The sequence below is a fragment of the Pseudomonas sp. NPDC087690 genome (assembly GCF_044743175.1).
Classification (GTDB): Bacteria; Pseudomonadota; Gammaproteobacteria; order Pseudomonadales; family Pseudomonadaceae; genus Aquipseudomonas.
Window position 1 is genome coordinate 146,638 of the sequence record NZ_JBIUVX010000002.1, and the last position, 18,816, is coordinate 165,453.

15 protein-coding genes are annotated in these 18,816 nt (G+C 60.6%); 2 read left to right on the top strand and 13 right to left on the bottom strand.

Going from position 1 to position 18,816, the window contains the following annotated elements; all coding sequences use genetic code 11:
• Positions 1-43 precede the first annotated feature (43 nt).
• Entirely contained in the window at positions 44-2,248 is a 2,205-nt protein-coding gene (locus tag ACIPIZ_RS04740) for a TonB-dependent siderophore receptor (protein ID WP_064388259.1), read from the bottom strand.
• A 273-nt stretch (positions 2,249-2,521) separates the two neighbouring features.
• Between ACIPIZ_RS04740 and ACIPIZ_RS04745 the strand changes: the two genes are divergently transcribed.
• Positions 2,522-3,613 (top strand): DUF1615 domain-containing protein, encoded by a 1,092-nt coding sequence (locus ACIPIZ_RS04745; protein WP_122660732.1) that lies wholly within the window; start codon positions 2,522-2,524, stop codon positions 3,611-3,613.
• A 7-nt stretch (positions 3,614-3,620) separates the two neighbouring features.
• Here the strand turns inward: ACIPIZ_RS04745 and ACIPIZ_RS04750 are convergent, their stop codons facing one another.
• The 11 genes from ACIPIZ_RS04750 to ACIPIZ_RS04800 form a co-directional block, all read right to left on the bottom strand.
• On the bottom strand, positions 3,621-4,313 hold the full coding sequence (locus ACIPIZ_RS04750; protein WP_105704821.1) for an anti-sigma factor domain-containing protein: 693 nt from the start codon (positions 4,311-4,313) through the stop codon (positions 3,621-3,623).
• Positions 4,310-4,843 carry a sigma-70 family RNA polymerase sigma factor gene (locus ACIPIZ_RS04755; RefSeq protein ID WP_401164329.1) on the bottom strand — a complete coding sequence of 178 codons (534 nt, stop codon included), beginning with the start codon at positions 4,841-4,843 and terminating at the stop codon, positions 4,310-4,312. The genes ACIPIZ_RS04750 and ACIPIZ_RS04755 overlap by 4 nt, the downstream gene beginning before the upstream one ends.
• Before the next feature lie 166 nt (positions 4,844-5,009).
• Positions 5,010-5,531 (bottom strand): DUF3455 domain-containing protein, encoded by a 522-nt coding sequence (locus ACIPIZ_RS04760; RefSeq protein ID WP_105704823.1) that lies wholly within the window; start codon positions 5,529-5,531, stop codon positions 5,010-5,012.
• Positions 5,532-5,701: 170 nt separating this feature from the next.
• Complete coding sequence (locus ACIPIZ_RS04765) at positions 5,702-7,336, bottom strand: ABC transporter ATP-binding protein (protein WP_401164331.1); 1,635 nt, start codon at positions 7,334-7,336, stop codon at positions 5,702-5,704.
• A gap of 14 nt (positions 7,337-7,350) precedes the next feature.
• Positions 7,351-8,373 (bottom strand): ABC transporter permease, encoded by a 1,023-nt coding sequence (locus ACIPIZ_RS04770; protein WP_064388247.1) that lies wholly within the window; start codon positions 8,371-8,373, stop codon positions 7,351-7,353.
• Positions 8,373-9,437: a microcin C ABC transporter permease YejB gene (locus ACIPIZ_RS04775; RefSeq protein ID WP_105704826.1), complete on the bottom strand. Its 1,065-nt coding sequence runs from the start codon at positions 9,435-9,437 to the stop codon at positions 8,373-8,375. The genes ACIPIZ_RS04770 and ACIPIZ_RS04775 overlap by 1 nt, the downstream gene beginning before the upstream one ends.
• Position 9,438: 1 nt before the next feature.
• Entirely contained in the window at positions 9,439-11,304 is a 1,866-nt protein-coding gene (locus ACIPIZ_RS04780; protein WP_401164333.1) for an extracellular solute-binding protein, read from the bottom strand.
• A gap of 148 nt (positions 11,305-11,452) precedes the next feature.
• Positions 11,453-14,164: a TonB-dependent receptor gene (locus ACIPIZ_RS04785; protein ID WP_401164334.1), complete on the bottom strand. Its 2,712-nt coding sequence runs from the start codon at positions 14,162-14,164 to the stop codon at positions 11,453-11,455.
• 207 nt (positions 14,165-14,371) lie between these two features.
• The gene (locus tag ACIPIZ_RS04790; RefSeq protein WP_007918272.1) at positions 14,372-14,773 is read right to left on the bottom strand and encodes a biopolymer transporter ExbD; all 402 of its coding nucleotides are present in this window, start codon (positions 14,771-14,773) and stop codon (positions 14,372-14,374) included.
• Positions 14,773-15,459, bottom strand: a complete 687-nt coding sequence (locus tag ACIPIZ_RS04795; RefSeq protein ID WP_401164783.1) for a MotA/TolQ/ExbB proton channel family protein — start codon at positions 15,457-15,459, stop codon at positions 14,773-14,775. Before ACIPIZ_RS04795 ends, ACIPIZ_RS04790 begins: the two co-directional genes overlap by 1 nt.
• A gap of 66 nt (positions 15,460-15,525) precedes the next feature.
• Positions 15,526-16,344 (bottom strand): energy transducer TonB, encoded by an 819-nt coding sequence (locus tag ACIPIZ_RS04800; RefSeq protein WP_401164337.1) that lies wholly within the window; start codon positions 16,342-16,344, stop codon positions 15,526-15,528.
• 1,196 nt (positions 16,345-17,540) lie between these two features.
• Here ACIPIZ_RS04800 and ACIPIZ_RS04805 point away from each other — a divergent pair.
• On the top strand, positions 17,541-18,164 hold the full coding sequence (locus ACIPIZ_RS04805) for a glutathione S-transferase (RefSeq protein WP_401164340.1): 624 nt from the start codon (positions 17,541-17,543) through the stop codon (positions 18,162-18,164).
• A gap of 134 nt (positions 18,165-18,298) precedes the next feature.
• On the opposite strand, the gene ACIPIZ_RS04810 is transcribed toward ACIPIZ_RS04805, so the two are convergent.
• Positions 18,299-18,739 carry a CBS domain-containing protein gene (locus ACIPIZ_RS04810; protein WP_064389193.1) on the bottom strand — a complete coding sequence of 147 codons (441 nt, stop codon included), beginning with the start codon at positions 18,737-18,739 and terminating at the stop codon, positions 18,299-18,301.
• Between the last annotated feature and the right edge of the window lie 77 nt (positions 18,740-18,816).

Here is an 18,816-nt window from a genome sequence, read left to right on the forward strand (position 1 = left end):
CCTCTCCCTTTGGGAGAGGGTTAGGGTGAGGGGCTTTTCAGCCTTAGAAATCAATAGTCCCGGACAACTTCGCAACCCGCGGCTCACCCTGAGTCAGATATCCACCCTGAGCCGATTCCCAATACTTCTTGTTCGCCAGATTCTCCACGCCCAGACGCACGGTCACGTCCTTCTCCGAGACCTTGAACGCATAACGCGCACCCGCATCGAAGCGGTTCCAGGTCGGCAGGCTCAGGTTGTTCGCCGCATCGGCGTATTGGCCACCGGTGCGCAGCATCCGCGCATTCAGCGCTACGCCTTGCAGGCCCGGTACATCCCAATCGGCGCCGGCGTTGAACTGGAAGGTCGGCACGCCGATGGCGTGGTTGCCGTCATTGGCGCCGTTGAGGGTATTCTTCAGTTCGGTGTCCATCAACGTCAGGCCGCTGATCAGGCGCAGGCCCTGGATCGGCTCGCCGAAGACGTTCATTTCCACGCCTTTGTTGACCTGCTCGCCTTCACGCACGTAGGTGCAGGTGGTGGCGCTGTCGATTTCGCAGTAACCATCGCTCGGCTGTTCGATGCGATAGACACCCAGGCTCGCGCCGTAAGTGCCCATGTCGACCTTCACCCCGGCCTCGGTTTGCTTGGAGCGGGCCGGTGCGTAAACCTCGTTGCCGTTGGTCACGCGGAAACCGCCGGAACTGGTCGGCGAGGTTGGGCCTTTCGCCAGACCCTCGATGTGGTTGGCGTAGAACGACACGTGTTCCCACGGTTTGAACACGATGCCGTAGACCGGCGTGGTGATCGATTCGTCATAGCTCGAAGAACGCGGGCCGCTGCCGTAGCTGGCGTAGCTGTAACCTTGCACGACCAGTTGCTGGCGACGCAGACCGGCGGTGATCAGCAGGCGATCATCGAAGAAACCGAGGGTGTCGGAAATCGCCACGCTGCGGTTGAAGGTCTTGCCGACGATGCCCGGATCGCTGTTGTCGCCACCGGCGAAGTTGCCGACCGGCGATGGTGTTTCCACCGGGTGGTAGATGTTGTTGGCGTATTTGGTCAGGTCAAAATCGTAGGCACTGCGCTGCTCAGCCCAGATGCCGGTCAGGCCGAAGTTCAGCTTGTGGCTGACCGGGCCGGTATTGAACTTGCCATTGAGGCCCGCCATGACGCTGGTGTTGTCCTCATCGTGAGGAATGAACGAGCCAGTGGTGAACGACGCGCCGTTGTTGCCGACCAGTGTGGTCGAGTTGTAGCGACCGACTTCACGGGTGTGCTTGGCGCCGCCAGCGGCGTAGGCAGTCCAGTTGTCGTTCAGGTCGTATTCGGCGCGGAGCATGCCGAAGGTGTCTTCGATGTCGGTGTAGCCCCACTTCGGCGCATAGTTGGTATCAGCCGATGGCGCATCCGGAATGTGCGTGGCGGTGCCGAGGTTGACCGAGTTGCGGCCACCGTTGACGCGTTCTTTCTGATAGGCGAAGTCGCCGGAAACACGCAGAGCGTCACCGCGATAATCGAGGCCGATGGAGAACAGTTTCGAGCGCTGGTTCTCGTGATCGATGGCGGTATCGCCTTCGCGCTGGGACAGGTTGACCCGCGCACCGAAACGGTTGTCTTCGCCGAAACGCTGGCCGATGTCGAAGTGCTGACCGACGCGGCCTTCGCTGTTGATGTCGGTGGTGAAGCGACGCAGCGGCTCGTCGCCAGCGCGTTTTGGCTGCAGGTTGACGCCGCCACCGATGCCCGAGCCGGTCGGGGTCACGCCGTTGATGAAGGCGTTCGGGCCTTTGAACACTTCCACGCGCTCCAGGGCGTCGGTGGAAATGATCTGCCGTGGCAGCACGCCGTAGAGGCCGTTATAGGAAATGTCATCGCCGGTCAGCGGCAGACCACGGATCATGAAGATCTGCGCCTGGTTGGAGAAACCGGACGCCTGACGCACCGACGAATCGTTGAGCAGCACGTCGGCGACGTCTTCGGCCTGCTGGTCCTGGATCAGTTGTTCGGTGTAGGACGCGGCGCTGAACGGCACGTCCATCATGTCCTGATTACCCAGCACGCCGAGCTGGCCGCCACGGGCGACCTGGCCACCCGAGTAAACCGGGGGCAGGGCGTTAGGCGTCGGGGCCTGGGCATTGACGTTGACGTCGTCCAGCACCAACGCCTTGGTATCGCCGTCGGCGGCGTGGGCGGTGACAGTCAGGGAGCACAGCAGGGCGATAAGCGTCGGGCGAAACGGGACGGCGAGTCGAGCTGAAGCGGGCATGTGGGGACCTGGAGGCGCGCGGCCGGTTGGAAAAAGTAAGGGCGGCGCGGAACTCCTTGCGCAAATGCGACTCCAGGCGCAAATGATAGATTTTCTCAGTAACGTTTTGCAATCAGTTTGTCATCACTCTCTCAAAACACACATCACCTGTAGGAGCTGCCGCAGGCTGCGATCTTTTGATCTTGTTTTCTAGAATCAAAAGATCGCCGCCTGCGGCAGCTCCTACACGGATTGTGTATGGTGGTTTGGGCTTAACGGACTGGATAAAGCTTCATGCACAACTTTCAATTACCGATCACCATCGCCGCACTGCTGGTGCTCGCCGGTTGCGCGGGCCAGCGCAGCAATGAACCGGTACCGCGTCCGCCTGCCGAAGTGAAGGCAGAAATCATCCGGTTGATGCCGACGAAAACCGCCGACCGCCAAGGCTGGGCCACCGATATCTACGCCGCATTTGCCGCGCAGAACATCAGCCCGACCACGCAAAACCTCTGCTCGGTACTGGCTGTCGCCGAACAGGAATCCACCTTCCAGGCCGACCCCACCGTGCCCGGCCTGGGCAAAATCGCCCGCGACGAAATCGACCGTCGCGCCGCCAAAGTGCACATCCCCAGCCTGTTGGTCAGTGGTGCCTTGCAAGTGCGCTCCACCACCGGCAAGACCTACAGCGAACGCCTGAATGCCGCGCGCAGCGAGAAAGAGTTGAGCGCGATCTTCGATGATTTTATCGGCAGGGTGCCGATGGGTCGCACCTTGTTCGGCGGCTTCAACCCGGTGCACACCGGCGGGCCGATGCAGGTCAGCATCGAGTTTGCCGAACAGCACGCCAAGGATTATCCGTACCCGGTGGACGGCACGATCCGCCGCGAAGTGTTCAGTCGGCGTGGTGGCATGTATTTCGGTATCGCCCACTTGCTTGGCTATCCGGTGAGTTATCGCGAGCCGCTGTATCGCTTCGCCGACTTCAACGCCGGTTGGTACGCCAGCCGCAATGCGGCGTTCCAGAATGCCGTCAGCCGCGCCTCGGGCATCCCGCTAGCGCTTGATGGCGACCTGATCCGCTACGACTCGATCATGCCCGGCGGCACCGAACTGGCAGTGCGTACCCTCGGCAAGTCGCTGGGCATGCGCAACCCGACGATTCGCGATCAACTGGAGAAGGGCAAAACCCTGGAATTCGAGGAGACCAAGCTCTATCAACGAGTGTTTGAATTGGCGGAGAAAGCCGAGGGCAAAACCCTGCCGCGTGCGGTGTTACCGGGGATCGTTTTGCAGAGCCCGAAGATCACTCGCAAGCTCACCACCGCATGGTTCGCCAAGCGTGTGGACGAGCGCTACAAACGCTGCATGGCCAAGGCCGGTTGACGCTTGCTCACAGCACTTTGACCGCGCGGCCGATCGCCTGAATCGGCCCGGTCGGTTTGCCGATCGGCGAGCCGTTGGCACCCTCTAGCGTCAGTTCGAACAACTGGTTCGGTTGCAGCGGCGGCAGTTTATCCAACGGCACTGACAGCGCCTGCCCAGGCTTGACCAGACCCAGCGACACCGGGCCTTGCCAGCCGTCAGCCTTGGTCCAGAACTCCAGCGCCTTGTCTGCCGGCACCTCGACCACGCCCAGCGGAATCAACTGAATCTCCCGCGAATTGCTGGCCTGGATCACCCAGCCCGGCGCCTTGTCCTGCGGCGCGACCAGCACCACCAGATAACTCGGCTTCGGCGTGGTCTGGGTCAGCAGGATCGAGCCCAGTATCAAGGTCGCGGCCAACCCGGCAGCACTCAGCCCGCGCCAGAGTGGCAGCAGGTTCCACCATGAGGTCGACACCGTTTCAGGTGTGAGTCGTTCGAGGCTGCGTTCGATGCGTGGCCACAGCAGCGCCGATGGCTGTTGCGCGGGCGCCAGATCGCTCAGCTCGAGCAGACGCCGCTCCCAGGCATCCACCGCTGCGCGCAGTTCTGGATCATTGGGTAAGCGCCGTTGCACCTCGATTCGCTGCTCGGCAGGCAGGGTGCCGAGCACGTATTCGCCGGCCAGTTCATCGCGTTCCTGCGCCGATTCAGTGGTCATCCCATGCACTCCCGCAAGGCGTTGAGGCTGCGTTTGATCCACGCTTTGACGGTGCCCAGCGGCGTGTCGAGGCGTGCGGCAATCTGCGCGTGGCTGTAGCCGTCGACGTAGGCGTGGAGGATGCAGTGGCGGCGTTGCGGCTCCAGTTGTTCGAGGCAACGATGAATGCGCGCCGAATGCGCGTGGGCGTCGAACTCGTCAGCATCGCCGGCCGTTTCGTGTTCAACGCCGAGCGACGTCTCACGACTCTGATCACGCAGCAGATTCAGCGCCAGATGCCGCGTCACCGTGAACATCCAGCCGCGCGCCGAACCCCGCGTCGGATCGAAACCCGCCGCGCCGTTCCAGATCTTGATAAACGCCTCATGAACAATGTCCTCCGCCAGTGCCGTATCGCGCACCAGCCGCTTGGCCACGCCGAGCAGACGCGGGCCTTCCTGCACATACAAATCGCGCAGGGCCGAGCGCTCACCACGGGCACAGGCGGCGAGGCGGGCTTCGTAATCGAAAGCGGATTCGGCTAAAGGCATGTCGTGCAATCTAGCTCACATTCTCCAAACATCCACACTACCCAATTCCCCTTGTAGGAGTGAGCCTGCTCGCGATAGCGGTGTGTCAGTCAAGAAATATGCCGGCTGACACTCCGCTATCGCGAGCAGGCTCACTCCTACAGGGGGTTAGGATAAGTCTTAGGGATCAGTTCGCTGCCCAGAAAATGTAATCGGCCTGGTACTTCACCACTTCCTGCTTGCCCTTGTTCGCCGCGGTGCATTCACTGCCCGGCGCGACGCCGCCCTTGAGCGCGACGCGCTGGATGTAGCTGACGCCCGTCATCGCGCCTTTGCCCTCGGCGGGATTGGCCTTGACCAGTTGATAGGGCAGGTTGCCCGGCGTCGACGGTGCCACCGCCAGTTGCGTACCGGTGACTTTCGAACCGTCCTTGGCCTGCCAGGTGGCCGGCGGACCGAAGTAGGTGCCGACCTGTTTGCCGCTGCGGTCATTGAGCACCGCTTTCGGGCCGACGAAGGTCCACTCGGTCTGCCCCGGCGTATTGGCTTTATCGCGGCATTCGTAAGTGATCTCGCCGACGCCGGTGGTCTCCATCGCGATCTTGTGGCCATCCGGGACTTTGATCGCGTCGGGATAGTTGCTTTGGGCGAAGGTTGTCGACGACAGGGCGAGCAAACCGGTGAGGCCAATCAGCTGGGTGATGTTCATCAGTATGTTTCTCCAAAAAGGGTAAACCGCTGACAGCCGAAGGGGGCTGTTATAAGGACTACCCGTGGTGGAGGCGTTTGGATGCAGTGCCTGAAAAATAAATTTCAATGACCCACCCCAATCCCTTGTAGGAGTGAGCCTGCTCGCGATGGCGGTGGGTCAGTCAAAACTTATGTCACCGGGATACCGCTATCGCGAGCAGGCTCACTCCTACAGGGGGGGGCGTTGGGCTTGAGGCCGGAGGCGTTCAGCAGTTCCTGGGTGTAGGGGTGTTTGGGCGCGGCGAAAATCTCCCGCGACGAACCCTGCTCAACCACCTTGCCATCCTTGATCACCATCAAGTCATGCGCCAACGCATGCACCACCGCCAGATCATGGCTGATGAACAGATACGTCAGCCCATGCTTGATCTGCAATTGCCGCAACAACTCCACCACCTGCTTCTGCACCGTGCGATCCAGCGCCGAGGTCGGTTCATCGAGCAAAATCAGCGCCGGTTCCAGCACCAGTGCGCGAGCGATGGAAATGCGCTGGCGCTGGCCACCGGAAAACTCGTGGGGATAACGATGGCGGCTCTGCGGGTCGAGGCCGACTTCCTCCAGCACCCGAATCACCGCCGCCTCCCGTTCGGCCTCGGTGCCGATGCCATGGGTCAGCAAGCCTTCGGCAATGATCTGCTGCACCGACATCCGTGGGCTGAGGCTGCCGAACGGGTCCTGGAACACCACCTGAATCTGCCGGCGCAACGGCCGCATCAAGCGCTGATTGAGCAGGCTCAACTGCTTGTTGCCGAAACGGATATTGCCCTCGGACTCGACCAGCCGCAGGATCGCCTGGCCCAACGTCGACTTGCCCGAGCCGGACTCACCGACAATCCCCAAGGTCTTGCCGCGTTTCAGGGTGAAACTGACGCCGTCCACGGCTTTGATGTAATCCTGCTGGCGGCTGAACAGCGCTTTCGGTAAGGGAAACCACACCTTCAAATCATCGACTTCGAGCAGGTTGTGCTCGTACTCACTGGGCACTGGCGCACCGCTCGGTTCGGCCTCGATCAGCAGGCGGCTGTAAGGATGCTGCGGCGCCCGAAACAGCGCTTCGCATTCCGCCTGTTCGACGATTTCGCCGTGGCGCATCACGCACACCCGTTGCGCGATACGCCGCACCAGGTTGAGGTCGTGGCTGATCAACAATAGCGACATGCCGAGGCGCTGCTGCAACTCGATCAGCAACTCGAGAATCTTCTGCTGCACCGTCACATCCAGCGCCGTGGTCGGCTCGTCGGCGATCAACAGTTCCGGCTCGTTGGCCAGCGCCATGGCGATCATCACCCGTTGCCGTTGACCGCCGGAGAGCTGATGCGGATAGGCTTTCAAGCGCTGCAAAGGTTGGCGAATGCCAACCAGCTCCAGCAGCTCCAACGTCCGCTCGCGGGCGGCGCGACCCTTGAGCCCCTTGTGAATCTCCAGCACCTCGCTGACCTGCTTTTCCACCGTGTGCAAAGGGTTCAGCGAAGTCATCGGCTCCTGAAAAATCATTGCAATGCGGTTGCCACGCAAACCGCGCATCTGCTGCTCGCTGGCGTGCAATAGATCCACGCCGTTGTAGCGGATCGAGCCACTGCTGCTGACGCTTTTGCCCGGTAGCAAACGCAGGATCGAATGCGCCGTGACCGACTTGCCCGAGCCGGACTCACCGACCAGCGCCAGGCATTCGCCACGACCAATATCGAGGTTCAAACCGTGCACCACTTCCTGCCCGGCGAAGGCCACGCGCAGATCGCGAATTTCAATCAGGTTGTCGTTCATCTCAGCTCCTTGGCTCAAGATCGTGGATCGAATGCATCACGGCAGGCTTCACCGATGAAAACCAACAACGACAGAATCAGCGCCAAGGCAAAAAAAGCCGTCAGCCCCAGCCACGGCGCTTGCAGATTGCGCTTGGCCTGACCGATCAATTCGCCCAGCGACGCGGTGCCCGCCGGCATGCCGAAACCGAGAAAATCCAGCGCAGTCAGGGTGGCGATGGCGCCGGTCAGAATGAACGGCAGGTAGGTGAGGGTGGAAGTCATCGCATTGGGCAGGATGTGCCGGCACATCAGCTCGTTGTCGGTCAGGCCCAGTGCCCGCGCGGCTTTGACGTATTCCAGATTGCGCCCACGCAGGAACTCGGCACGCACCACATCGACCAGTGCCAACCAGGAAAACAGCGCCATGATCCCCAACAGCCACCAGAAACTCGGCGAGACAAACCCGGACAAAATGATCAGCAGGTACAACACCGGTAACCCCGACCAGATCTCCAGCACGCGCTGCCCGAGCAAGTCGACCCAACCGCCGTAATAACCCTGCAATGCCCCGGCAACGATGCCGATAAACGCACTGATGCCGGTAAGGATCAGCGCAAACAGAATCGAAATCCGCGTGCCGAAGATCACCCGCGCCAACACGTCGCGCGCCTGATCATCGGTGCCCAGCCAATTGCTCGAGGACGGCGGGCTCGGCGCTGGTTCGCTGAGGTCGTAATTGACCGTGTCGTAGCTGAACGGAATCGGCGGAAACAGCATCCAGCCGCCCTGATCCTCGATCAGCTTGTGCACGTAGCCGCTGGCGTAATCCGGTTGAAACGGCAGCTCACCACCGAAGTCGGTTTCCAGGTAATCACTGAGGATCGGGAAGTAGAAAGCGTCGTGATAACGGACCACCAGCGGCTTGTCGTTGGCGATCAACTCGCCGCCAAGGCAAATCAGGCACAGACCGAAAAACAGCCACAACGACCAGCGCCCGCGCCGATTGGCTTTGAATTGCGCAACGCGGCGCTGACCGAGAGGAGACAGTGTGAACATCAGGCAGTCCTCGCCGAGAAGTCGATGCGCGGGTCGAGCAGGGTGTAGCAGAGGTCGCCGATCAGCTTGATCAACAGCCCGAACAGGGTGAACAGGAACAGCGCGCCGAACACCACCGGATAGTCGCGCGACACTGCCGCCTCGTAACTCATGCGCCCGAGGCCGTCGAGGTTGAAGATGGTTTCGATCAGTAAGGAACCGGCGAAAAACACCTCGATCAGTGCCGACGGCACACCGGCCACCACCAACAACATGGCGTTGCGAAACACATGGCCGTAGAGCACGCGGCGCTCGGTCAGGCCCTTGGCCCGCGCGGTGATCACGTACTGGCGGCTGATCTCGTTGAGGAAGCTGTTTTTCGTCAGGATCGTCAGCGTGGCGAAGCCGCCGATCACCAGCGCCGTCACTGGCAACACCAAATGCCAGAGATAGTCGCCGACCTTGCCCAAGGTGCTGAGGCTGTCGAAGTTGTCCGAGACCAGCCCCTGCACCGGAAACCAGTTGACGTAGCTGCCGCCGGCAAACACCACGATCAACAGAATCGCGAAGAGGAACGCTGGCATCGCGTAACCGATGATGATCGCCGTGCTGCTCCAGACATCAAACGCGCTGCCGTTCCTGATCGCTTTGCGAATGCCCAGCGGAATGGAAATCAGGTAAGTGATCAGCGTCGCCCACAAGCCCAGCGACAGCGACACCGGCAACTTCTGCACGATCAGGTCGGTGACCTTGGCGCCGCGAAAGAAACTGCTGCCCAGATCCAGCTGCGCATAGTTTTTCAGCATCAGCCACAGGCGTTCATGCAGCGGTTTGTCGAAGCCGTAGTGGTGTTTGATTTCCTCGATCAGCGCCGGGTCGAGACCCCGGCTGCTGCGCCCGGCACCGCCAATTGCGGCGACCTCGCCACCGCCGCCCATGCTGTGTCCGCTGAAGCCTTGCAGACGGGCGATAGCTTGCTCGACCGGACCACCCGGCGCGGCCTGCACGATGAGAAAATTCACCACCAGAATGCACAGCAGCGTGGGGATGATCAGCAGCAAGCGTCGACTCAGATAACGCAACATGTCACTGGCCCCCTGCAAGCTGGCTGTGCATCTGCTGGCTGGTCAGCGCCTTGGCCGATACCTCCCACCAAGTGCTGAGGCCTTCGTCATACGCCGGTTGCACGGGGGGTATGCCGAAGCGGTTCTGGTACACCGTCGGCGTGCCTTTGGAGTAATAGTTGGGAATCATGTAGTAACCCCATTGCAGCACCCGGTCGAGGGCGCGGGCGTAATGCACCATGGCTTCGCGGGTGTTGGCCTGAACGAGCCCGTCGATCAATTGATCGACCGCCGGATTGGCCAGCGCCATCGAATTGGAACTGCCGACTTGCGTGGCACTTTGCGAGGCATACAGGCTGTACAGCTCGCGGCCGGGGGAGACGATCGGGTCGCCGCTGCGCGGGAAAGTGGCGACGATCATGTCGTAGTCACGGGCGTTGAGGCGGTTGATGTATTGCGCCGAGTCGATCCGCCGCAGGTTGAGGATGATGCCGATCTGCGCGAGGGTGCGTTTGAACGGCAACAGCATGCGGTCGAAGCCGCCTTGGCCGTCGAGAAAAGTGAACTCCAGCGGCTCACCGGCAGCGTTGACCAGACGATTGTGGTGCGGCGTCCAGCCAGCCTCGGCGAGCAGCTTCAGCGCTTGCAGTTGCTTGTCGCGGATGTAGCCGCTGCCATCGGTTTTCGGCGCCTCATACACCTTGGTGAAAACTTCGTCGGGGATCTGCCCACGCAGCGGTTCGAGGATCTTCAATTCCTCGGCATCAGGCAGCGCGGTGGCGGCCATTTCGCTCTTTGGCCAGAAGCTGTTCTGACGCACGTAGAAGCCGCGCATCATCTGCTTGTTGGTCCACTCGAAATCCCACAACAGGCTGATCGCCTGGCGCACGCGGCGATCCTGAAAGATCGGGTTCTGCAGGTTGAAGACGAAACCTTGGGCGGTGGTGGGTTTTTCCGGCGCCAGAATCGATTGCTGCAAACGTCCATCACGCAGTGCCGGGCTGTCGTAGCCGACCACGTAACCGGACGAAGAAAACTCGCGGTTGTAGTCGAACGCACCGGCCTGCAGCAGTTGACGGGCGACGTCGGTGTCACCGTAGAAATTCACCGTGAGCGTGTCGAAGTTGTACATCCCGCGGCTGACCGGCAGGTCCTTGCCCCACCATTCCGGATCGCGTTGAAACCTGATGCTGCGCCCGGCGTCGACCTTGCTCACCCGGTACGGGCCGCTGCCCAGCGGTGGCTCGAAACCGCCGCCATTGGCGAAGTCGCGGGTTTGCCACCAGTGCTCGGGGACGATGCGCATCGTCGCCAGATCCAGCGCCAGGGTGCGGTTGAGGTTGTTCTTGAAGGTGAAACGCACCTGCCGTGGGCCTTCGATTTGCACGTCCTGGACGTCGGCGTATTGCTGGCGATAACTCAGGCTGCCCTTGGTCATCAGCAGGTTGAAGGTGTAGCGCACGTCTTCGGCGGTGATCGGCGTGCCGTCGGCGAAGCGTGCTTTCGGATTGAGGGTGAAACGCACCCACAAGCCTTGCGGGTCGCGCTCGATCTGCTGCGCGACCAGCGCGTAAACGGTGTACGGCTCGTCAAGCGAACGGAACGCCAGCGGCGAGTACACCCAGTCATTGACCTGCACCACGGAGATGCCCTGATCGGCATACGGGCTGATGTAGTTGTACTGGCCGATTTCCATCGACGCGCGACTCAGCGAACCGCCCTTGGGCGCTTTGGGATCAACGAAATCAAAGTGCTGAAAGTTCGCCGGATACTTCGGCGCCTCGCCGTACACCGTCAGCGCATAACTGCCGCCGGCCAACGCCGAGGTGCCGGTGCACAGCAGCGCACTGCCGAGCAGCAGAGCAGCCATGTTGCGCAAAAAACTCATGAAGTCACTCCTTAATTCCTGAATGCACACAGATCAAAACTGTAGGAGTGAGCCTGCTCGCGATGAGGCCAAGTCAGACCCTGCAAGGTTGACTGAATAAACGCTATCGCGAGCAGGCTCACTCCTACAGGAGTTGCGGTGCTCTCGGTTAGAAGTGGTAAGTCATGCGCGCAAACAAAGTACGGCCCAGCGGGTCGGTGTAACGCGGGTCATAGCCGCTCTGGAAGTTGTAGGCCTGGTTGGAGAACGGTGGGTTGCGGTCGAACATGTTTTTCATCCCGGCATCGACATCCAGCACCTTGTTGAAGGTGTAGCCGGCCGACAGATCCCACACCGAATACGACGCCACGCGCGCGTGGGTATCGCGGTCGTAGTCGTTGTAGCCGGTGGTGAAGCGGTTGGTCAGCGACGCCCGCGCCGCGCCGAAGGTCCAGCTGCCGGTGAGGTTGTGTTTCCAGCGCGCGATCACGCCGTCACCCTGGAAGTCGCCGACCTTGTCGGTGAACGGGCCTTTGATCGTGCTCTGGAAGTCGTACTCGTCAACATAGGTGCCTTGCAGGCCCAGACCGAACTGACCGTACGGCGTGTTCGGGAAGCGATAATCCAGCGACACATCGACACCGTTGGTTTCGACGATGCCGAGGTTGGCGTTGCCGGTGACGATGTAGTTGAGCGTACCGTCGGCGTTGCGCACGAAGCGGTCCGGGTAGGAACCGGACTGATCAAACACGGTGGATTCGGGGAACGGCTGGATCTGGTTGGAGATGTGAATCCACCAGAAATCCAGACCCACCGAGAGGTTGTTGATCGGCTGATAGACGAAGCCCAGCGTTACGTTTCGTGCCTTCTCCGGGGCCAGATCTTCGTTGCCGCCAATCTGATTGAGGAACTGCTGACCGCAATCGCGGCCACCGTTGCCGCCCGGTTGCACCACGCCGCCGGTACACAGCACCGGGTCGTTGTAGTAGCCCTGGGTGAAGGTGATGCTGCGCGGCGAATACAACTCATACAGCGACGGCGCACGGAAACCTTCGCTGTACGCACCACGCACCACCAGCTCTTTCAATGGCTGATAACGGAACGAGTATTTCGGGTTGGTGGTGCTGCCGAAGTCGCTGTATTTGTCGTGGCGCACGGCGGCGGACAGTTCGAGGCTGTCGAGTACCGGTACGTTGATTTCCGCGTAGGCGGCTTTCACGCTGCGGTCGCCCTCGACGCTGCCGGCCGGGTCGATACCGAGGCTCTGGATGTCACCGGCGAACGACTCGAAATCCTGGTGGAATTTCTCTTTGCGGTATTCTCCGCCCAAGGCCAGGCCGGACGGGCCTGCACCGAACCAGTCGCCGATTTCACGGCTGATGCGCCCGTCAAAACCGGCGACCCGGCCGACGGCGGTGGTGTAGGCACCGTGGTACGCCGCGTCATCGATATACTGCTGACCGGCAGCGGACTGCGGACCGAACGGGTTGAGCAAACCGCTGGCCAGACCATTGATCATCGCTTGATCACTGACATAACCGCTGGTAACGCTGGAGACGATTTTGTTCTGGTTGTACGAAGCGCCGACGTTGTAGTCCCAGCCGCCAACCAGACCATCGAAACTCAGCAGAAAGCGCTGGCTGGTGTTTTGGTCTTTCGATTCGCGCGGGCCGGCGGCGGTTTCGCGCCAGTTCACATCGACCGGTTGGGTCGGGTCGAGGGTGAAATCGGTCGGCGCTGGAGTGATGCCGTTGCCAGGGTAGTAGGGCGACGAGCCGTCGAGAGTCAGACCGGTCAACGGCGCCGGGCCGACAGCGGTGGCGTTGTTGTTGCGCGACCAGAAGTATTCGAGATTGACGTTGTGGTCGTCGGCGAGTTTGCCGGTGGTCTTGCCGAAGAACGAAGTCTTTTCGGTTTGCGGAATCAGGTCGATGTATTCGCGGGTGCTGAAGCGGCACAAGCCGTCGCGCGCGACCAGGTTCGGCCCGTTGCAATTGCTGTTGGCCAGCGGGTTGGTGGCGTTGCCGTTCTGGCTGTAGTTGCCGGGGAATGCAGTGCCGGAGGTCTGATCGAGGCCGCGACCGGGATCGTAGTCGCGGGCGAAGGAGCGGTCGTTGGCGTCGAGGTTTTGCTGCTTGTTGTAGTTGAACACGCCGAGGACGTTGAAGCGGTCTTCTTGCAGATCGCCGTAGCCCCAACTGGCGCTCATGTCTTTGGTTGCACCGCCACCGCTGTGGGTCGGGGTTTCGCCGCCGAGGGTCAGTTGGCCGTCGGTCATGGATTTCTTGGTGATGAAGTTGATCACGCCGCCGATGGCGTCGGTGCCGTACAAGGCCGAGGCGCCGTCGCGCAGGACTTCCACCCGTTCGATGGCGGCAAACGGGATCATGTTCAGATCCACCGCACCGCCGGCCGAGTTGGTGCCCGACAAGGCGTTGTTGGCCAAGCGTCGACCGTTGAGCAAGACCAGCGTCTTGTTCGCGCCGATGCCGCGCATGTCGGCGAACGAGGCGCCGCCCGTCGCCGCGCCGACCGAGCCGGCACTGTTGTTGATCGACTGGCTGCCGGTGATGCGCTGGACCAGTTCGGCGGTGGTGGTCACGCCCTGTTTGCGCAGCTCGTCAGCCTTGAGAATGGTGATCGGCACCGCTGTTTCCGCGTCGACCCGGCGAATCGCCGAACCCGTCACTTCGACCCGTTGCAGTTGTGTGGTCGGCGCAACCACTGCCGCCGCAGCGGGCACGGCCGCGCTGTCTTCTTCGGCGGCTTGCACGGTCCCGGCGCCCATCCCCATGGCCACCAGATACAACGGAACAAAACGGTGACGAGAAATCGTTGCCACCAAGGGTTTGAGCGTGAAGCGTGGAGTGTTCATCAGCATGGTTATTTCCGACTTTTCAGACGTTATCGAATTGGCCTTGTGAGCCCCTCATTGCTCCGCTATCGGTGATACCGCGTGCGGAAAACCACTTTCTTCAAGCAAGCCGATCCCCTCCGAAGACGCGTGGCGTTTTTTCGGTCGGCTGGTTGCGACAGGATTCAGCGGGCGGTGGCGGGCGCGTCTTTCACTGCGCGCCCGGCACCGCACTCAGTGGGTGGTCATCACCGAAATCTTGGTGATGCCCGAGCGTTCGATCGACGCCATAGCCTTGGCGACCTGGCCGTAATTGACGGCGGAATCGGCCTGCAACTGCACGCGTACTTCGGCGTCCTTGGCCTTGACTTCCTTGAGGCTGGCTTCGAGGGATTCCGGGGCCAGTTCGGTTTTCGCCAGATAGAACTTGCCGTCCTGATCGACGCTGACCACCACCGGGTCTTTTTTCTCGGCGGGGGCGACGGCGTCGGTTTTCGGCAGGTTGACTTTGATCGCGTTGGTCATCAGCGGTGCGGTGACGATGAACACCACCAGCAGCACGAGCATCACGTCGACCAATGGCGTGACGTTCATTTCGCTGAGCACTTCATCGCTGTCCTGAGTAGAAAAAGACATCAGCTGGCCTCCCGCACGGCGGTGGTGGTTTTGCTGGCGATGGCCTGACGACTGATGGAGAACGCGCTGCGCGAGGCGAGGGCGTCGAAGTCGTGGGCGAAGTCATCCATGTCGGCCGAGGCGAGCTTCAAGCGGCGCAGGAAGAAGTTGTAAATCAGCACCGCCGGCACCGCGACAGCGATACCGACGCCAGTGGCGATCAGTGCGTGACCGATGGGGCCGGCGACCGCTTCAAGGCTGGCAGAACCGGTTTCGCCGATGCTTTTCAGCGCTTCCATGATTCCCCACACGGTGCCGAACAAACCAATGAACGGTGCGGTGCTGCCGATACTGGCGAGGATCGCCTGACCGTTTTCCAGCGAACGGCGTTCCTTCTGGATCTGCTGGCGCAGGTTGCGCTCCAGGCGATCCGAACGGTTGATGGTGTGCGCCAGTTGTTGCGTGGTGCGCGGCGAATCTTCCACCAGCAGCGCCTCGAAACCACTGCTGGCGATGCGCGCCAGTGCGCCCGGATACTGGCTGGCGTGTTCGGCGGCGGTGAGCAGATCCGGCGCGCCCCAGAAGGCTTTGCTGAACTGTTTGTTCTGCGCTTTCTGGCGCAGGTACTGCGCCGACTTGACCAGCAGGATCGCCCAGCTGACCACGGAAAACAGCACCAGACCCCAGAGCACGCCGGGGACAATCATCGAAGACAAATCGTTCATGGTGATACCTCGCTTGCGTTATTCGGTTGTGCGTTGATTGAGCGTTCGTTATTGCGGCAATTTGAAATCGATGGTTTGGGTGGCGAAGCCGTCGATCGGCGTGTCACCGCGTTTGGCCGGAATAAACTTCCAGTTCTTCACGGCGGCGACGGCGGCGTCATCCAGTTGTGGCTTGCCGCTGGATTTGGTCACCGTCACCGAACCTGCGCGACCGTTGGCCAGCACCTGAATGCGCAACACCACGCTGCCTTCCCAGTTGCGCCGCAGGGCCAGCGACGGGTATTCCGGCGGCGGGTTGCCGAGGCTGGCGAGGCCGGAAACGGCGGCCGATTCCTTGACCGGGCCCGGCGCGGCTGCAGGCGCTGGCGGCGCGCTCGGAGTGGCCGGTGCAGCGGGTGCAGCCGGTTGCGCCGGCGCGGGTGGGGCTTTCGGCGGCTCGACCTTTTTCAGCGGCTTCGGCTTTTCGACTGGTTTCGGTTTTTCGATCGGCTTGGGTTTCTCCACCGGTTTCGGCGGAGGCTTGACCGCGTCCTCGTCTTCCACCGGTTGTTCAGGCTCCGGTGGGGGCGGCGGCGGTGGTGGCGGTTCCGGGGTGGGCGGTGCCGGTGGCGTCGGGCTGGTCAGCTCGACGGTCATTTCCGGAATCTGCGGCGGCGTTGGCAATGGCTCGGTTCTGGACTGCTGGAGAAACCACCAGGCACCACCATGTATCAGCGCCGACACAGCGACCAACAAGACCATTTGCTGTTTGTTCAAACCACCGGGTTGCGAGGTATTGGCCTTAAAGGCCGGCCTGTCCGAGGGCGACGGGATCGGTGCTTCCCGCAACGGCCCTGGCAGGGTTCTGTGCTTTACCGCATCGTTCATTAAAGCTCCCTCGGGTTGATGAAGGGCAATAAGGTGCCGTCCGAACATCCGGGGGATGTTCGAGTGGGTGGGTGCAACTTTCTTCAAGGTGAGCAGAAGCCGATAGTTAGTTGAACTATCCGGTTAACAAGGCTTGTGCAAACTTACTGGCTTAGCGCCATCGACTTCGTCTGTTCATTACCCAATCCCTGGTGTTGTTCTTATGTAGGAGCTGCCGAAGGCTGCGATCTTTAGATTCTGCCTTTAAAGATCAAGATCAAAAGATCGTCCGATCGCGGCCCGAGCCTTCGGCAGCTCCTGCAATTGATTACTCGAATTCTGTTTTGCAACGGCTGTGCCAGATATTGCCGAAATGTAGAACGCTTATTTCATCAGTGTTACCCATGTCGCATTTATATAAGTTTTGCCAGTGCCGTGGTTTTTCTCTGGCACACGGATTCCCGTTACTCCGGTTAACGGAGCTTTTTCAGAGGCGAGTCAGGCTGTACGCGGTATCCGGCTGATTGGCGGGATAGAGCGGCTGCGTGGCTTGCGGCCTGGGCACTTGCTGGTGCGCGGCGGACCGATTTGGTGCGGGCCAATGTTTTAGCGGGTCACGGGGGAAGTTCCTTGTTCTTGTTTAAATGGAATCAATGTCTGCAATGCTTGATAGTTGAAGTCGCTGGAGCGGTTTTGGTGCATTTGCAAAGTCATTGGAAGTTATTGTTCGACAATCCTCTTTTTGCTCGTTTAATACAGAGGCTGCGCAATAATCTTTCGAATCATATTTAAAAAATAAATAGCACGCTGCCGTCGGCGAATACGTCATCGCCGAATACAGTGCTCGGTGGCTGCGTCAGGTAATAAAGTAAGTGCGTTGGCCGCCGGGACTGTTCAGCTGAACTCGGCGTTGTGCACGAAGAAGCAAAGAGAGGGGCGTATGGCAAAGCGTTTGAAGATTCACGCGGTGAACTCCTTGTTGCCAGCTCGGACACACGAACTTTTGGTTCGGTATCGCACCTTACAAGAACGCGGATAGCGTTCGATGATTGCTCTTGGTGCGGGATGGGCACCATCAGCGCTGTTTTGCGAGGTTTGAATTCGCAAGTCGCGATTGCATGGAAAAAACGTGCCAAAACCGATACACACGCAGATTTTTTCTACATCCTGCCTGCGGCCATCTACCCTTGGCAGAGGCTTAATTCGGGGGATCGGCTATGTACCAGCTCTACGGGCACAGAAACTCAGGCGCAGCCGCCATCGAAGCGGCGCTGGAGCTGTGCCAGATCGCTTACCGCTTCATTGATATCGAAGCCAGCACCGAAGCCGCCGAAGCGTTGGCCAAACTCAATCCGCTGAAACAGATACCGACGTTGCAACTGCCCGACGGCAGTGCGTTGACCGAGAGCGCGGCGATTCTGATTCACCTGGGCCTGATGTTTCCACAGTCGGGCCTGTTGCCGGTGGAGGCGGCCGATCGTGATCAGGCCATTCGCGGCATGGTTTATATCGTCAGCAACTGCTACGCGGCCATCGGCGTGATCGATTATCCCGAGCGCTGGCTGCTGATGCCTGACGAAGCGTCGCGGCAGAACCTGATAGCCGGCGCCCGCGAGCGATTGCACTGGAGTTGGGAGGTGTTCGCCGACCAGTTTTCCGCCGAGTTGTATCTGGATGATGAAACGCCGGGGGCACTGGATGTGCTGGCGGCAGTGGTGACGCGCTGGGCGGGCAGCCGCGAGCATTTGCGTCAGACGCGACCGGGGTTTTATGCGTGGTTGCAGCGCATTGACCGGCATACGGTGTTGGCGCCGGTCTTTGCCCGGCATTGGCCTTCTTGAACACACCGCAGATGATCGTTCCCACGCTCTGCGTGGTAACGCAGCCCGGGACGCTCCGCGTCCCAACGCGTGACGCAGAGCGTCACAGGAGGCATTCCCACGCGGAGCGTGGGAACGATCATAGGGAGGGGGATTTATTCCCCGCGAATGTACTGCTCCAGCTGTTTGATCAGCTCGGCCTGTTCGGCAATCGCTTCCTTGACCAGGTCACCAATCGACAGCAAGCCGATCAACTTGCCGTTCTCCACCACCGGCAAGTGACGCAGGCGTTTGTCGGACATGATGCCCAGGCAGGTGTCGACGGTTTGATGGGTGTCCACGGTGATCACGTTCGACACCATGATGTCGCGCACCGGGGTGCCGACCGATGAACGACCATGCAGCACCAGTTTGCGTGCGTAATCGCGTTCGCTGATGATGCCGACCACTTGCTCGTCTTCGACCACCAGCAAGGCGCCGACGTTTTTCTCGGCCATCTTCATCAGCGCTTCGAGCACCATGTGATCAGGCTTGATCTGATGCACTTCCTGATTTTTCTGATCTTTGAGCTTGAGCAGTTGGGCGACGGTCTTCATGGCGGTTACTCAGGTGTTGTCGTTGTTATCCAAGCATCGTAGACGCAAGCGCGCAGGGCAAGGTGGCAAAGCGGCAG

What these genes read in the sequence shown, in the direction of transcription:
- ACIPIZ_RS04740 (WP_064388259.1), bottom strand. Translation starts at nt 2,248, where the DNA reads ATGCCCGCTTCAGCTCGACTCGCCGTCCCGTTTCGCCCGACGCTTATC.
- ACIPIZ_RS04745 (WP_122660732.1), top strand. Translation starts at nt 2,522, where the DNA reads ATGCACAACTTTCAATTACCGATCACCATCGCCGCACTGCTGGTGCTC.
- ACIPIZ_RS04750 (WP_105704821.1), bottom strand. Translation starts at nt 4,313, where the DNA reads ATGACCACTGAATCGGCGCAGGAACGCGATGAACTGGCCGGCGAATAC.
- ACIPIZ_RS04755 (WP_401164329.1), bottom strand. Translation starts at nt 4,843, where the DNA reads ATGCCTTTAGCCGAATCCGCTTTCGATTACGAAGCCCGCCTCGCCGCC.
- ACIPIZ_RS04760 (WP_105704823.1), bottom strand. Translation starts at nt 5,531, where the DNA reads ATGAACATCACCCAGCTGATTGGCCTCACCGGTTTGCTCGCCCTGTCG.
- ACIPIZ_RS04765 (WP_401164331.1), bottom strand. Translation starts at nt 7,336, where the DNA reads ATGAACGACAACCTGATTGAAATTCGCGATCTGCGCGTGGCCTTCGCC.
- ACIPIZ_RS04770 (WP_064388247.1), bottom strand. Translation starts at nt 8,373, where the DNA reads ATGTTCACACTGTCTCCTCTCGGTCAGCGCCGCGTTGCGCAATTCAAA.
- ACIPIZ_RS04775 (WP_105704826.1), bottom strand. Translation starts at nt 9,437, where the DNA reads ATGTTGCGTTATCTGAGTCGACGCTTGCTGCTGATCATCCCCACGCTG.
- ACIPIZ_RS04780 (WP_401164333.1), bottom strand. Translation starts at nt 11,304, where the DNA reads ATGAGTTTTTTGCGCAACATGGCTGCTCTGCTGCTCGGCAGTGCGCTG.
- ACIPIZ_RS04785 (WP_401164334.1), bottom strand. Translation starts at nt 14,164, where the DNA reads ATGCTGATGAACACTCCACGCTTCACGCTCAAACCCTTGGTGGCAACG.
- ACIPIZ_RS04790 (WP_007918272.1), bottom strand. Translation starts at nt 14,773, where the DNA reads ATGTCTTTTTCTACTCAGGACAGCGATGAAGTGCTCAGCGAAATGAAC.
- ACIPIZ_RS04795 (WP_401164783.1), bottom strand. Translation starts at nt 15,459, where the DNA reads ATGATTGTCCCCGGCGTGCTCTGGGGTCTGGTGCTGTTTTCCGTGGTC.
- ACIPIZ_RS04800 (WP_401164337.1), bottom strand. Translation starts at nt 16,344, where the DNA reads ATGAACGATGCGGTAAAGCACAGAACCCTGCCAGGGCCGTTGCGGGAA.
- ACIPIZ_RS04805 (WP_401164340.1), top strand. Translation starts at nt 17,541, where the DNA reads ATGTACCAGCTCTACGGGCACAGAAACTCAGGCGCAGCCGCCATCGAA.
- ACIPIZ_RS04810 (WP_064389193.1), bottom strand. Translation starts at nt 18,739, where the DNA reads ATGAAGACCGTCGCCCAACTGCTCAAGCTCAAAGATCAGAAAAATCAG.